The organism is Frankia sp. ACN1ag (assembly GCF_001414035.1).
In the GTDB taxonomy this organism is placed as follows: Bacteria; Actinomycetota; Actinomycetes; order Frankiales; family Frankiaceae; genus Frankia; species Frankia torreyi.
In genome coordinates, this window is sequence record NZ_LJPA01000007.1 from 70,128 (window position 1) to 83,728 (window position 13,601).

Annotated in this window: 13 protein-coding genes and 1 tRNA gene; 4 read left to right on the forward strand and 10 right to left on the reverse strand. The window is 74.4% G+C overall.

Features of this window, described 5'->3' with window-relative positions:
- Nucleotides 1–75: 75 nt before the first annotated feature.
- A tRNA-Leu gene (locus tag UK82_RS08065) sits at nucleotides 76–156 on the reverse strand.
- A 318-nt stretch (nucleotides 157–474) separates the two neighbouring features.
- Between UK82_RS08065 and UK82_RS36525 the strand changes: the two genes are divergently transcribed.
- Entirely contained in the window at nucleotides 475–1,191 is a 717-nt protein-coding gene (locus tag UK82_RS36525; RefSeq protein WP_236705648.1) for a hypothetical protein, read from the forward strand.
- Nucleotides 1,192–1,240: 49 nt separating this feature from the next.
- On the opposite strand, the gene bcp is transcribed toward UK82_RS36525, so the two are convergent.
- The 5 genes from bcp to UK82_RS08095 all read right to left on the reverse strand — a co-directional run bounded on the left by bcp (nucleotide 1,241) and on the right by UK82_RS08095 (nucleotide 5,323).
- Nucleotides 1,241–1,732, reverse strand: coding sequence for a thioredoxin-dependent thiol peroxidase (gene bcp, locus UK82_RS08075; RefSeq protein WP_044884366.1), 492 nt, complete (start codon nucleotides 1,730–1,732; stop codon nucleotides 1,241–1,243).
- Nucleotides 1,733–1,916: 184 nt separating this feature from the next.
- The gene (locus UK82_RS08080; protein WP_044884365.1) at nucleotides 1,917–2,855 is read right to left on the reverse strand and encodes a thioredoxin domain-containing protein; all 939 of its coding nucleotides are present in this window, start codon (nucleotides 2,853–2,855) and stop codon (nucleotides 1,917–1,919) included.
- Complete coding sequence (locus UK82_RS08085) at nucleotides 2,839–3,378, reverse strand: DoxX family protein (RefSeq protein ID WP_044884364.1); 540 nt, start codon at nucleotides 3,376–3,378, stop codon at nucleotides 2,839–2,841. The genes UK82_RS08080 and UK82_RS08085 overlap by 17 nt, the downstream gene beginning before the upstream one ends.
- Nucleotides 3,378–3,953, reverse strand: a complete 576-nt coding sequence (locus UK82_RS08090) for an SCO family protein (RefSeq protein WP_044884363.1) — start codon at nucleotides 3,951–3,953, stop codon at nucleotides 3,378–3,380. Before UK82_RS08090 ends, UK82_RS08085 begins: the two co-directional genes overlap by 1 nt.
- A 467-nt stretch (nucleotides 3,954–4,420) precedes the next feature.
- Nucleotides 4,421–5,323: a hypothetical protein gene (locus tag UK82_RS08095; protein WP_236705649.1), complete on the reverse strand. Its 903-nt coding sequence runs from the start codon at nucleotides 5,321–5,323 to the stop codon at nucleotides 4,421–4,423.
- 507 nt (nucleotides 5,324–5,830) lie between these two features.
- Between UK82_RS08095 and UK82_RS08100 the strand changes: the two genes are divergently transcribed.
- Together UK82_RS08100 and UK82_RS08105 are read left to right on the forward strand one after the other, a co-directional pair.
- Nucleotides 5,831–6,244: a DUF3618 domain-containing protein gene (locus tag UK82_RS08100; protein ID WP_055406788.1), complete on the forward strand. Its 414-nt coding sequence runs from the start codon at nucleotides 5,831–5,833 to the stop codon at nucleotides 6,242–6,244.
- A complete protein-coding gene (locus tag UK82_RS08105; RefSeq protein WP_044884361.1) occupies nucleotides 6,241–6,843 on the forward strand; it encodes a histidine phosphatase family protein in 603 nt (200 codons plus the stop codon). Before UK82_RS08100 ends, UK82_RS08105 begins: the two co-directional genes overlap by 4 nt.
- 46 nt (nucleotides 6,844–6,889) lie before the next feature.
- On the opposite strand, the gene UK82_RS08110 is transcribed toward UK82_RS08105, so the two are convergent.
- The 4 genes from UK82_RS08110 to UK82_RS08125 form a co-directional block, all read right to left on the reverse strand.
- Complete coding sequence (locus UK82_RS08110; RefSeq protein ID WP_313949795.1) at nucleotides 6,890–8,119, reverse strand: lysylphosphatidylglycerol synthase transmembrane domain-containing protein; 1,230 nt, start codon at nucleotides 8,117–8,119, stop codon at nucleotides 6,890–6,892.
- A gap of 188 nt (nucleotides 8,120–8,307) precedes the next feature.
- Complete coding sequence (locus tag UK82_RS08115) at nucleotides 8,308–8,754, reverse strand: ATP-binding protein (protein WP_044884359.1); 447 nt, start codon at nucleotides 8,752–8,754, stop codon at nucleotides 8,308–8,310.
- A gap of 244 nt (nucleotides 8,755–8,998) precedes the next feature.
- Nucleotides 8,999–11,521, reverse strand: a complete 2,523-nt coding sequence (locus UK82_RS08120; RefSeq protein WP_044884358.1) for a hypothetical protein — start codon at nucleotides 11,519–11,521, stop codon at nucleotides 8,999–9,001.
- Nucleotides 11,522–11,754: 233 nt separating this feature from the next.
- Nucleotides 11,755–12,417, reverse strand: coding sequence for a hypothetical protein (locus UK82_RS08125; RefSeq protein WP_044884357.1), 663 nt, complete (start codon nucleotides 12,415–12,417; stop codon nucleotides 11,755–11,757).
- Nucleotides 12,418–12,871: 454 nt separating this feature from the next.
- Here UK82_RS08125 and UK82_RS08130 point away from each other — a divergent pair, with 454 nt between their 5' ends.
- Nucleotides 12,872–13,264, forward strand: a complete 393-nt coding sequence (locus UK82_RS08130; RefSeq protein WP_044884356.1) for a co-chaperone GroES — start codon at nucleotides 12,872–12,874, stop codon at nucleotides 13,262–13,264.
- Nucleotides 13,265–13,601: the final 337 nt, after the last annotated feature.

The following is a 13,601-nucleotide window of genomic DNA, read 5'->3' on the forward strand; positions in this document are numbered from 1 at the left end:
GCGCGGACTTCGTCGCCCCGCCATCTTCCTCGTCGCGGGCCTCATCCTCGGCGCGTAGCGCTCCTGGGAACGGGGTGCGGGAGGGGGGACTTGAACCCCCACGCCCTAGGGCGGCAGGACCTAAACCTGCTGCGTCTGCCATTCCGCCACTCCCGCGTGGCTTCCAGGGTAGCGAGGCCCGGCACCACGGTGGCATGGCGGTTCTCCGAAGCGTCGATCGGCGGTCACCGTGGGCTGCGACGCCGGTCCAGATGCGTCTCGTCGGGATTCGGGAGGTTTGGGGAGAGGGGAGCCGGACACATACCGGGCCGTCAACAGGGTTCGCGTCGTCGGCCACCTTCGTTCGTCCGACGGTCGCCTTGCCGACAGGCGCGGCGGCTTCGCTGTCGCCAGCCCGACCCGCACGGGCGGCCGCCCGGCGGCAGGCTGGTGCGTGCGCCGGTCCGCGCGAGGACGACTGGGAGACGACAACAGATGACCACGACGGAGGCCCCGGGCACCGCCGCGTCCACCGACACCGCCGTTCCCGCTACCACCGGTTCGTCCGGCACCGGTTCGTCCGGCACCGGCCCCACAGATACTCCGCCCACATCCATGGCCGATGTGGTCGTCGACGTCGCTGGTGACGGGTCCGGCTCGGACGATGTGCCGGCCGCTACCGCTGGTACCTCGGTCGCCGAGGGGGAGAGCGGCTCGGGCGGTGTGCGCGCGGGTGCCGCCGACCGGGGCGACGAAGTTCGAGCCGCCCGCCGGCATCTCGCCGCTGCCGACGCTCCTCCTGGTGGGCATCCGACGGCGGGGGATGCGGCGGCGGCCGACGGGGCCGCGCGGACCGTGTCCCGACTGGGGCGGTCCGGGCCCCGGCACGCCGCCCAGCGTGCCCTGCTCGAACGCAACCGGGCGCTGACGCTGATCCACTCCGGGCAGGCGACGACCGCGACCGTCGACACGGTGTGTGACACCGGCGTGCGGGTGAACGGGCGGGCCGTCGCCGAGGTGCACCTGCTCGTCGATCGGCCGGGGGGTGCGCCGTATTCGGTGGTGCGCAGCGCGGTGCTGCCCGACGCGGACATGGATCTCAGCCGCGCGGCGATCGCCTCGTCCGGCCGGCCGCGGCGCATCCCGGTGCTGGTCGACCCGCGCCGGCCGCAGAACGTGCTACTGCGCTGGGACCTGCGGCCGGCGAGCTAGTCTGGTCGGCCGGTGAGCTGGTCCGGGCGGCCGGGTGCGGCGCGGGCGGTCAGGCGGCGGCGAGGTTGAGGTCGCGCAGGAGCTTGGCGACGTGGCCGGTCGCGCGGACGTTGTACTGGGCCACCTCGACCTTTCCGTCGGCGCCGATGACGAACGTCGAGCGGATCACGCCGACGGTCTTCTTGCCGTACATCGTCTTCTCGCCGAACGCGCCGTAGGCGGCCAGGACGCTGCGTTCCGGGTCGGACAGCAGCGGGAACGTCAGCGACTCGTTGTCGCGGAACTTCACCAGCTTCGCCGGCTTGTCGGGGGAGATCCCGAGGACGTCGATGCCGGCGTCGTTGAGCTGGGCGAGGCTGTCCCGGAAGTCGCACGCCTGCTTCGTGCAGCCCGGCGTCGACGCGGCCGGGTAGAAGTAGACGACGACGCGACGGCCCCGGAACGACGACAGCGACACCTCGTTGCCGTCGGCGTCGGGCAGCGTGAACTCGGGAGCGGGGTCGCCGGGGGCGAGACGGGCGGCGCTGGCGGTCTCAGTCATGGCCCGAAAAGTAGTCGTGGCCTGCGCGGAACGGCAAACCACCCCCGTCCGCCGTGGCCGGGGGGTGGGCCACGCAGCCGCGGCCGGCCGTCTCGTCCGAGGGGAGGAGACGGCCGGGGCGGCGCGGGCTGGTCGGTTGTCTGGTCGGTTGCCCTGGCCGGACGCCCTGGTGGGGGCGTCGGGGTCAGCTCGCGGCGGTGACGGCGGCGCGGAAGCCGTCGGGGGTGAGCTGGGTGCCGGAGAGCTGCTTGCCGCCGACGAGGACGGTCGGCGTCGCCGTGACGCCGGCCTTCGACGCGTCGCCGTCGACCTTGGCGACGTAGCCGTCGTAGGTGCCCTTGTCGACGGCGTCCTTGTAGGCCTGCGAGGTCAGGCCGGCCTTGGCGCCGAGCGTGAGCAGCGTGTCCTTGGTGAACCCGCCGGTGTGCTCCTTCGGCTGGTTGGCGTAGAGGACGTCGTGAAGCTGGCGGAACTTGCCCTCGTTCGCCGCAGCGGCCGCCGCGTTCGCCGCCCGCTTCGACTCGGGACCGAGGAACGACATCACGTGATAATCGATCTTGATCTTGCCCTGGTCGAGCAGGGTGCGGATCGTCGGGCCGGTCTGCGTCTCCAGCGCCTCGCAGGCGGGGCACTGGAAGTCCTCGTACATGTCCACCGTCACGGGGGCGGACGCCTGGCCGACGATGATGCCGTTGTGGCTCCCGGTGGCCGCGGCCGGCAGCACGACCGGCTTCGACTCCTCCCGCGAGTTCTGCACGACGAAGCCGATCACGCCGGCGACGATGAGCGCCACGACGACCACCCCAGCGACGATCAGGTTGCGGCGCCGCCGCTCCTGGGCCGCCGCCGCGGCGCGGGCGGCGGCGGCCTTCGCCCGCCGGTCCTCGGCGCTCGCCTTGCCCCGCCGGGCCGGGCCCGTCCCGCCGCCGGCCCCTGCCGCGGAGTTCGACCCTGCCGCGGAGTTCGCCCCGGTGCCGCCACGGACGCCGCCGCCAGGGCCGGAGCCGCCGCGGGGGGCGGAGCCGCCGCCGGAACCGGAGCCGGGACGGGCCGCGGGTTTGGTCGAGGTCGGGGTGTTGCGGCCGTTCCCGCCTTTGCCGCGGGTCTTAGAATTCGAGGCCATCTGTGTCACTCCTGGAACGGTCGTTGACCGGCTTGTCGAGGATGCGGTCCACGGCGAGATAACCACCGGGCCGCCAGGCGAGCAGCGCGGCCGCGGCGAGCAGCAGGCTGTCGCGGACCAGCTCGGAGGTGTAGTGCGTGGGGGCGTCGGCCGTCAGGTCGCCACCGGAGGAGAAGCAGCCGCAGTCGATGCGCAGGCCGCGGGCCGCCGCCGAGACGATGGCCGTGATGTAGGCGGCGAACATCAGCGCCGACAGCAGCGCGGTCACCCGCACCGCGAGTCCCACGATGAGCAGCACGCCGAGGGCGATCTCCAGGAACGGCACGCCATAGGCCACCGGCTGCACCAGCGCCTCGGGCAGGATGCGGAATGCCCGCACCGAGCGCAGCATGCCGTCCGGATCGTTGACCTTCAGCAGGCCGGCGACGAGCCAGACGACGCCGAGGGCCAGGCGCAGGACGGTGGAGATGCCCCGGCTCGCCGGCTGCGTCGGCGTGGTGAGGCGGTAGGCGATCGTGTTCATTACCGGGCTTCTGGTCCGGACCGCTCGGCGGTCAGCTTGGGCAGGTCGTCGATGTAGGCCTGGACGCCCGTGCCCGCCAGGTACAGCGCGCGGATCCGGTCGTCCCGGGAGAACGCGATCACCTGGGAGCCGTGGGTGACCAGAACGGAACCGTCGGCCTGAACCTCGGGCTTCTCCAGGGGGACGCCCAGGGCCTCGGCCTCGGTGCGGATCCGGTCGAACGTGCCACGGACCCCGATGAAGGTCGCGTCGAACTGCCTAAGCCAACGACTGAGAACCGGCCCGGTATCCCGATCAGGATCGGACGTCACGAAAACGACCGCGATCTGCTGCCGTACGTCCGGTTTGACCTCGGTGAGTGCGGAGGAGATGTCCGCCATCGTCGTCGGGCAGACATCGGGGCAGTGCGTGTAGCCGAAGAACAGCAGGGTGATTTTTCCCTTTGTCCGTTCTCGCAGGTCGAAGGGGCGCCCTTCGGTGTCGGTCAGGTTCAGGGCGGGTTTGGCCAGCCGCTGCGCCGGGACGGTGCCGTGCAACCCGTCGTTGTCGCCGTCGCCCGCGTCGACGATGGTCACCCCGTTGTTCGTTCCGGAACCGGCGCAGGCGGTGACCAGCAACAGCGACGAGACGGCCAACGCCGACCCGAGAACGCCGATCAGCCGCCTCGACCGGCGCCGACCGGCCGGCGGCGACGGCTGAGCGGCAAAGGACGACTGGACAGCCGGGGACGGCTGGACGGCCGGGGAGGATTGGGTTTGCGAGGGCGGCCCGGCCGGGGGGGACGGCGGAGCAGGCGGAACCGCGTGGCGGGAGGGGGACCGCCCGAGGCGGATGGAGACCTCGCGACGGGGACGGATCAGGGACATGACACTCCAGGAGCGGGCGCCGCAGGCGCGCGGGATCGCCACCGGCCGGCGGCGAGCGTGATCAAAGGTGATCGCCGCGGACGCGGTGGATGACGGGCTGACGGGACGGAACGGGGACGTGCGGCGATGGCACAGGCGACGGCGCGGTGCCCTGCCCGGCCCGCGGCGCAGCGGGGCTAGACCGCTGCGACCCGCCACGGCGCATCCCGGAACGATCTGCTGGCGAGCGGCGTCGGCGGGCCGCGCCGGGCGACGGCGTGACGCAGCAACGCCAGGCGCGGCCGTCCCACCGACCGGGCTCGCCGGGGCCGCACGAGCCGCGGGGCCGGCATCGGGGCCGGCGGGGCCGCCGGTAGGGCGGGCAGCCGGCGAGCCAGCAGCCGACCGGCGGCGGCCAGCACCTCCGCGCCGCGGCGGGCCCACCAGAACATCAACGCCGCTGCCAAGGTGTGGGTCAGCAGCATCGCCAGCGCGACGGCGGCGGCCGAGGCGGACCCGGAGCCGAGAGCGGCCAGGCCACCGAGGTGCTGATGCCCCGCGGCGGGCGCGTGGCCCGATCCGGCCCCGGCGGAGACCCGGCGGGCGGCCGCCAGCAGCGCCGGATCGACGTGCGTCAGCCCGGGGTGAAGCGCCGGGCCGACCACCGCCCCCGTGGTGTGCGCCGCCGACGCGGCCCCGGCCTGGCTGTCGTGGCAGAGGAGCAGGCCGAACAGGGGATCGCCCCGCGCAGTCCGCGGCGCGGCCCCGCAGCCGGCGGCGGCGAGCGCCGCGTGCAGGAGGCCCTGGACGGCGAGCAGACCGCCGAACGACCGTGGCCCGCCGATCCGTCGGCGCGGGTCATGCTGGCGCGGGTCATGCTGGCGACGGGCCCCGGGGGCGGCCTGGCAGGCGGCCACGGCCGATCGGATGATTTCGGCCGCGGCGGCGAGCAGGACGGCGGCCAACACGACGAGGAGCAGCCGGCCGGGCGGCGGTGCCTGGCCGGCCAGCGGTAGGTGGGCGAGGAGCGCCCAGGCCACCGCCGGCACCGCGAACGCGGCTCCCGCGAGTGTGCCGCGGGGGATCGCGTCGGTGAGCACCCCGCCGCGCCGCGGGTGCGGGGGATCGCGTGGGTGCAGGGGGTCAGGACTGGTCGGCCCGGGGCGATGCCCTCCCGGTTCAGACCGTTGCCGACCGCCGCGCACAGCCATCAGCGTAATGTCCGGCGACTCACGATCCCCGGTCAGTCTGGGCCGGCGTCGGCGAGCCGGTCGACGGCCTGGGCTGATCCGCGGAGGTGGGCCGGGGATGGCGGGCGGGGCAGGCGCCGAAGTGGGGGCAAGCCGGCACGCGTGGATAAACGTGAGAGACCTCCTGGCGACCACTCGACGTTTCGCCTCGCCGGGGGGTGATCGGTCTGGCACGATCGGAACAGGCCGGCCGCACCCGAGGGGGTCGCATCCGGCAGGGCGGCACCCGACAGGGCCGCACCTGACGGAGTCACACCCGACAGGGCCGCGCCTGGCGGGGACGTCCGCGGTGCGGCGGCGAGTGATCGGCGCGCACCGTGACCGCCGCCATCCGCACCGGACGAGAGGGCAACATTCGTGCCGCAGGACCCGGCCGTCATCCAGCGGCAGATCGAGGAGACCCGCGCCGAACTGGCCGAGACGATCGACTCGATCGCCGAGATCGTCAGCCCACGCCGGATCGCCGAACGCACTCAGGAGCAGCTTCGGATCAAGGCTGCCGAGCTGCGGCAGCGCTACGGTCCCGCGCTCGGGCTCGGCCCGGGGCCGGGTGCACCGCAGCTACCGGCGGGATCCGGCGCCGCGGCCGGCGGGGTGCTGGTCCCCGGCGGCGGCCAGGTCGGCGGGCCCGGGGCGAACCGGCTGTCCCAGGGCGGCGTCACCCTCGTGCGGGTCGTGCGGTGGGATCGGGTGGCACTGGTCGGCGGGGGCCTGCTGCTGTTCGCCGGCGGGGTCCGGCGCCGTCGGCACCGGTCGTCCCGCCGCGGATGACCGCACAGGTTCCGCCGGGCCGAGTGGTGCTGCTGCGCCACGGGGAGACCGAGTGGAGCCGGCTCGGTCGGCACACCGGCCGCACGGATGTCGAGCTCACCGCCGAGGGGGAACGCCAGGCCGCCGGGCAGGCCGCCCGGCTGTCGACGTGGTCCTTCAGGCTCGTCGCGACCAGCCCGCGGGCTCGGGCTCGCCGCACCGCCGACCTCGCCGGCCTGGTCGCCACCCCCGAGACCGAGCGGGAGAGCTGGGACGACCTGGTCGAATGGGACTACGGCGGCTACGAGGGGATCACCACGGCGACGATCCGCGAGACAGTGCCCGGCTGGACGGTGTGGACCGCGCCGGTGCCCGGCGGCGAGACCGTCGAACAGGTCGGCGCGCGTGCCGACGCGGTGCTGGGCCGGCTGCGCCCCTGGCTGAGGCGCGGCGACGTCGCGCTCGTCGGGCACGGGCACATGCTGCGGGTGCTCGTCGCCCGCTGGCTCGGCCTGCCGCCCCGGGCCGGGGCGTACCTCGTGCTGGCCGCGGGCGGGCTGTCGGTGCTCGGCCACGAGCACGAGGCGCCGGTGGTCGAGGCCCTCAACCTGCCCGCCTGACCTGACCTGATCCACGTCGCGACGCCCGGCGCCCCGGGCCGGCGCGTTACAGGTTCCCGCTGCGCCGCAGGCCGGCCAGGGCGACGATTCCGGGCAGGACCGGCAACCAGAAGCTGATCACCCGGTAGACGAGGACGGCGGCGAGCATGGTCGCCGCGTCGCCGCCGGCGGCCGCCAACCCGAAGGCCAGCGCGGGTTCGAGCGCGCCTACCCCGCCGGCCGTCGGCGCCGCGCCGGCCACCATGGAGCCGACGAGGTAGACGGTGGCCACCGCCATCACCGAGATGCTGGCCCCGAACGCCCAGACCGTGCAGGCCAGCGCCAGGATCTGGAACAGGCGGGTGCCGGCCTGGGACAGCAACAGGACCGTGGTGCGTCCGGGGGAGTGCGCGAGGACCGACACGTGGGCGCGGAACGCCCGGACGGCGGGCCGCGCCATCACCCGCACCCGCGGGTGGGCGACGGTCCCGGTCACGAGCGCGCAGACGACCACGCAGCCGAGCAGGACCGGCCCCGCGCCGATCCCGTCGAGGGTGGACCGGACGGGGCTGACCACCGCCTCGCCGATCCCCGAACCGCTGAGTGTCCCGGCCACGATGACGATGCCGGCCAGGTGGGTGATCGCGCCGGCACCCTTGATCGACGCGATGGCGGCGAGCGCCGCGGGCCGGGTCATCCCGCGCTTCTCCAGGAACCGCAGATGGACCGCGATGGCGCCGAGGCCGGCGGGGACGATCCGGTTCGTCGCCGCGGCCGCCACCTGGACGCCCGTCACCGTGCGCAGCTCCACCCGCAGGCCGCTGGCCGCCCGCATGGACAGGCCGTTGGCGACGTAGAACAGCGCCGTGCAGCAGGCGCACGCGGCGAGCCAGTGCCACCGCGGGGCGGGCACCCCGGACAGCCGGGAGACGGCGTCCCCGCGGAAGCGCACCGCCAGCACGACCAGCAGTGCCGCGACGACGATCCCGCAGACCAGGGGCCGGCGCCGGGACCGTGCCAAGCCGACCGCGAGGGGCTCGTGAAAGACGTGACGGTCGGGGTCGGTGACACCGGCCGGGTGCTCCACCAGCACGGCCCCGGCACCCTCGGGCCTGGCCGGGCGGCGGCGCTGGTGGGGCAGCGTCTCGGGCTGGTCGGTCGGTACGGTGGCGCTCTCCGCGCCGAGCAGGACCGGGATCTCTATGACAACCCCCGTAGGGCCGGAGCAGTGGTCACGGTCGTGACGATGGAGACGCAGGTCACGGTACGCGAGTTGCCTGAACAACACCTGAAGCATCCGCATTGTCGGCCTGACTAACTCCGGTCGTCGGCGCATGGAGCGGACAAATCATCCAATGGTGCCGGTGATGGCCACATGGGCGGTGCCCCGCGGGGCCACGTGCGAGACATGTCAGAGATATGTGGCAGAAAAGCCGCTTTTACACTTCTTTGGGTGATTGGTGCCGGGTGGCGTTCGGGACTCCGTCAGGAGCCGCAGGCCGCCTCCAGCGATTCCTCCTGGCGGGGCGGATCCGGCTGGCGGGGGAGATCGAACCAGACCTGCTTGCCCGGCCCCTGCTCGTCCAGGATGTCGACGACACCCCACTGCAGCGCCAGCGCGGCGACCAGGTGCATGCCCCGTCCGGACTCGTCGTCCTCCCCCGCGGGCTTCAGCGCCGGATGCTGCGCGGTCCCGTCGTCGACGGCGATGCGGATCCGGTCGGCCTGCAGCTCGACGGTCAGGCACAGCGCCTCCCGGTCGCCGACGAACCGCACGGCGTTGGTCACGACCTCGCTGACGAGTAGCTGCGCGACCTCGACGGTCTCGGGGCGGCTCCAGGCGACGAGCAGTTCGGCGACCAGACGGCGGGCCCGGCCGGCGGCGCGGGGATCGGCGGGCAGGTCGAAGCGTGCGGTCAGTGCTTCGGCCACGCCTCACCTTCCGTGAAATCGGGCGGGACAACTCCGTCGTCCGTTGCCGTCCTCGCGCCAGGCGAGCTGCCCGGCGACGCGTACGTGCCACACCGCTCGCCACCTCAAACCTGCACCGTCCGTGGCCCTCGGTCGCCTTGACGACCACGTGCCGCATCTGGATACCGCGCGGCGTGGCCATCCGGGGCAACGACGCGCCGCGGGACACGGCTCGGCATGCGGCGCAGCGGGGTCTGCCGGGGGCTCAGATGACGTCGATGCCGTCCAGCACGGATTCGCGGCGTGCCAACCAGGCCTGGGTCACCTCGTCTACCTGGGCCTGGTCGATGCGCGCGGCCGCCGCCGACAGCTCGGCCTCCCGAGCCGACGCGGTCCCGGACCGATCCGGCTGGCCACCCGGCCGGCGAGGCGGCTCGGCCCGCCCGGGGCGCCCCGGGCGGGGATCCGGCCCGCGGCCCGGCGGGTTCGGCGTGCCGGAACCGCCCGCCCCGAGCGGACGGCCGCGGCCGGGACTCCCCGGGCGTTCCGCACCCGCCACCACGCCTGCCGGGCTTCCGGCGGGCGCCGCGTAGGGCGATCGGCCGTTCGGTGGGGGCGCGCCGGTGGGGGGTCCTGCCCGGTCCGGCGCAGGTGTCTGCCCTCGGCCCCGCCGCTCCCGCGGGTCCGGGCCCGCCCAGCCGGGGCCGTCCTGCCCGGGACGACCGGGCAGATCGCCGTCCGTGTGCCAGCCCGCGGGCCGACGCTCGGGCGGGGCGTCGCCGCGGTGCGGCGGGCCACCGCCGAGCGTGACGGACCGTTCGTGGTCGGCGCCTGGCGGCAGGGGCTGGCGGAGGCCGGCTGGGCCGTCGCCTCCGACGCGGCCCGGGGGGAGCCGCGATCCCTCGTGGTTCGGACCAGCTCCCGGATTGGCCCGCATGCGCGGCCCCTCAGCTCGGCCGGGGGCGCCCGGTCCGTCCGGGCGTCCGGGCTCGCCCGGGCCGTCCACCGGCCCGCGGGCCGCCGGGCCGGCGGCGCGAGCCTGCTGCGCGTGCTGGGGTGGCGACCAGGTGCCGTTCGCCCGCGCCGACGCCATCTCGACCGGGCCGGAGATCGGCGGTGCGGGCCGGGACGCCGGCACGGACACCCGATCGGGATATCCGGGCGGCGCGCTGTGATCGACCGGCAAGGGCTGACTCGGGAAGGCGTCCGGCGGCCCGTCCGGCCGCTGGCCGCCCGCCAACCGGGGCTGAGCGCCGGTCGGGCGCGCCGGCACATCGGCCGCTCGGCCCGGTCGGCCGGCGGCAGGCGCGGGGGGCGCCAGGCCCGGCAGCGCCGAGCCGTACTCGTCCGGTCGCTCCCGGCCGGCTTCCCCGGCGACTGGGAACGCGCCCGTGGCCCGCGGCTGCGCCGAGGACGGCCTGCTCGCCGCCGTGGGCGCCGGTGCGAAACCGGGTGCCCCGGGCTGGCGCGGCGTCCCCGGGGAGGGCGGCGTGGTGCCGGGCAGGTTCGGCGCGCCGGCCGACGGATGGGCTGCAGTGCTGTTGGGGTGGGGCGCAGTGCCGTTGGGGTGGGGCGCGTAGTGGCGTCCCGAGGACCCGTCGTTGCGGCCGACTTCCGCGGTCGGTCGTCGGCCCGCATCGTTGATCCCGGGCAGCCTGGGGGTCGCGCCGCTCGGGCGGGGCATGCCGGGCGGTGCCGGGATCCGCGGCGCGGGCCCCGTCGGCCGGGCCGGGGTCGGCTGCCCGGCCGCGACCGCCGGCGGGTAGTCGGCATAGCCGTCACGGGTGCGGTCCGGGGACCGGTCGACGTCGCCGGGCATGGTTCCGCCGTACGCCGCGACCGCCGGCAGCGTGCCGCCAGGCCGACCTGGCACCGAGGGCGGCGGCGTGGGCGTGGGCGGGCCGGGGCGGGCGGGCGGCGGCGGGCCGGCGGGTCGGGTGCCCGGCAGGGCCGGCTGGCGCGATTGCGCCGCGACGTCCATCGGGGGACGGCCCGGACCCGGCTGCGGGACGTGACCGCGGTCCCGCCCTGCGTCCGGGTGGGTTGCGATGCCGCGATCGTCGCGGTCCCGGCCGGCGTGCGGGCGACCCTCCTGGGGCCGACCGCCCGCACTGTGATCGTCGAAGCGCCGGTCGTCGAAGCCTCGGTCCTCGGGCCGCCGGTCGTCGAAGCCTCGGTCCTCGGGCCGCCGGTCGTCGAAGCCTCGGTCCTCGGATCGCGGATCGTCGAAGCTTCGGTCGTGCAGGCTCTGGTCGTCGACGCTCTGGGGGGCGAACCGCCGGTCGTCCGGCCGCTGGCCGTCGAACCTCGGCTCGTCGAACCGCGGCCCACTGGACCTCGGGTCACCGAACCGTGGCTCACCGAAGCGCTGGTCTTCGGCTCCGCGGTCGGAGCGGTCGTCCCGGCTGTGCTCCCGGTCGTCGTAGCCGGCAGGCGGCGGGGGAGGCGGTCGGCCGGTGTCGGGTGCGGCGGCGTGGGCGGCCGCGAGGGCGCCGCTCTCGGCCCCGGGCTCGTCGTAGCCCGACTCGGCCTCGCCGTTGTGGGCGCCGTCTCCGGCGTCCTGCGAGATACCGGTGATGGCGATGATCGAGGCGCAGGGCCAGAGCCGGTCGCAGCTCAGGCAGAGATCAAATTCGTTCGGTTGGTGCAGATCAATGAGCGTGATCAGGGAATGGATGTGCTCAATGATCTTCGGGCCGACCAGAACGGGCCCACGCGCGATGACGTCGAGCTCGGAGCGCAAACGCCCGTGATATTGCTCGACGTCGGCAAGGCGCGGATCGTCCATCACAGGCAGCATGCACCATAGCGGGCGAGAGGGTGCGAACGGCGTAGAACCATGGAGGGTGCCGTCACGGCTGACTCACGGTCCGCGTCCGATGGGCGGCACGGGGCGACGCTGACGGTCTTCTCCTCCTCACCTGCCGTGAGCATGGTGGCGGGCCGCCTGGCGGACGGGTGCGCGGTCACCTCCCGGCCGGGGCCCGGGAATCGCGGCGGCGCGACGGGGCTAATCGCTGATCAGGAACGGTCCGGCCGGACCTCGTCGGTGCGCCGAACCTGGCGCATCAGGCCCTCCTGAAGGCGGGCGAATTCCTCGATGTAGGGACTTTCGACCTGCCCGGGGGCACCTCCGGGCTCCTTGCCCGGTCCGGATCGATCAAATGGCTCGAATCCCGCGAACTGACCGCCACCGTTCGGTGACATCCGGTCGGGCTGGCCGTCGAAGGCGGGGTAATGGCCACCGGGCGCGGGCCCACCTCGGTCGGTCGGCGCGTCGTAACCGGGACCGTACGGCGGCAGGTTGCCCCCGCCCGCCGCGCCGGCGCGATCCTGGCCGTTGTCGAACGCGGGGTAATGCGTGCCGTTCTGGCCGGCGTTCCGCTCGGCGGAACCTCCGTCGTAAGCGAATCCCGAGCCGTTGGGGGTGGCGCTACCGGGGGCGATCGAGAGCGGGGCACCGCGCAGACCATCACCGGACGCGTCCGGCTGCTCCGAGGCCAGAAAGCTCTCGGTCGCCGGGTAGATGCGGGCGGAGAGGCTGACCGACATCGGGTCGCTGCCGTAGGTGATGACGTCGACCTGATCCTCCGCACTGATCCCACCGTTGCGGGCCAGATCGACGAAGCGGAACAGATCGGCCCAGCGCAGACCATCGAGATCGACACTGATGCGCAATGCCATGGTGGTGCCCCATCCCTGAGGTTCGTTACGTGCCGACGGTTACCTGGGCGCCAACGGACGATCGAGAGGTGCCACGGCACGCCGCCCGTCAGCGCCAGCCCGGGCAGCGATGGGCGGCAGCTTATACCCCGTTGGGGGACCATTCCCCATCCGGGGAGGTTTCGGAGGGCTCTGCGCCGATAGTGCGCGATGCCGGCAACGCCGATTGCGTGCATCAACTCGTTACCCCAGGTCAATCGGTCGCACGATGTCGATCCGGGTCGGCGTGCCGGGACCACGGACGCCGGGACCACGGACGCCGGGACCAGGGCGGCGCGGAAGGCGGAGGGGCGCCGGCGGTCAGTCCGAGATGGACGGTGTCCCCATCCGCCGGGCGCGCGCACGGTGCGCCCGTCCGCACGTAAAGACCGCCGGGGGTGCCGCGCGCCCGGCGCGGGCGGGTAGTGTCCGCCCTGTGAGCGTTGTGTCCGGCGGTGTCAACGGGGTCGGTGGCGTGGCCGGGGCGGGCACCCAGGCGGGGGTCATGCAGGCCGGGGCGTTGCCGATCAGGCTTCTCCACGACCGGGTGCTCGTCGAGCCCCGGGAGGACGCCGTGGACCGGCGGTCGAAGGCCGGCATCGTCATCCCGCCGACCGCGCACATGGGCAAGCGGTTGTCGTGGGCCGACGTGGTCGCGGTCGGTACCGCGGTGCGGACCATCCAGGTCGGTGACCGGGTGCTGTTCGACCCCGAGGACCGCGCCGAGGTCGAGCTGCACTCGACCACCTACGTTCTGCTGCGGGAGCGGGACCTGCACGCCGTCGCGGCCGAGCGGCTCGACGACGGGCTCGCCGGTCTCTACCTCTGAGGCCTCGCCCCGGGGCGGGGCAACCCCGCCTGGTGTGCGTGCGCCATCCACCGACCACCCGGCGCTGCCCCCGGGCCCGAATGGTGTACGGTGCCGCATCGATCGGGATGGAGGCGATCCGCCCGGGTCGTGACGTCCGGTCGTGAATGTGGTGGGAGCGACACCGCGCCGACGGCCCCCTGTCTGGCCTGACGCGGTTGCGCCCCGTATCCTTCGCTCGGCTTTGGAGATCCGCGTTCCGGCCGGGACCCTTGGATGTGGCGGAGGCACCGGGAAATGCGGACATAAGGCACTGCATCCCCCATCCTCGGGGTTATTGCGTACCGTAGCCAGCCGA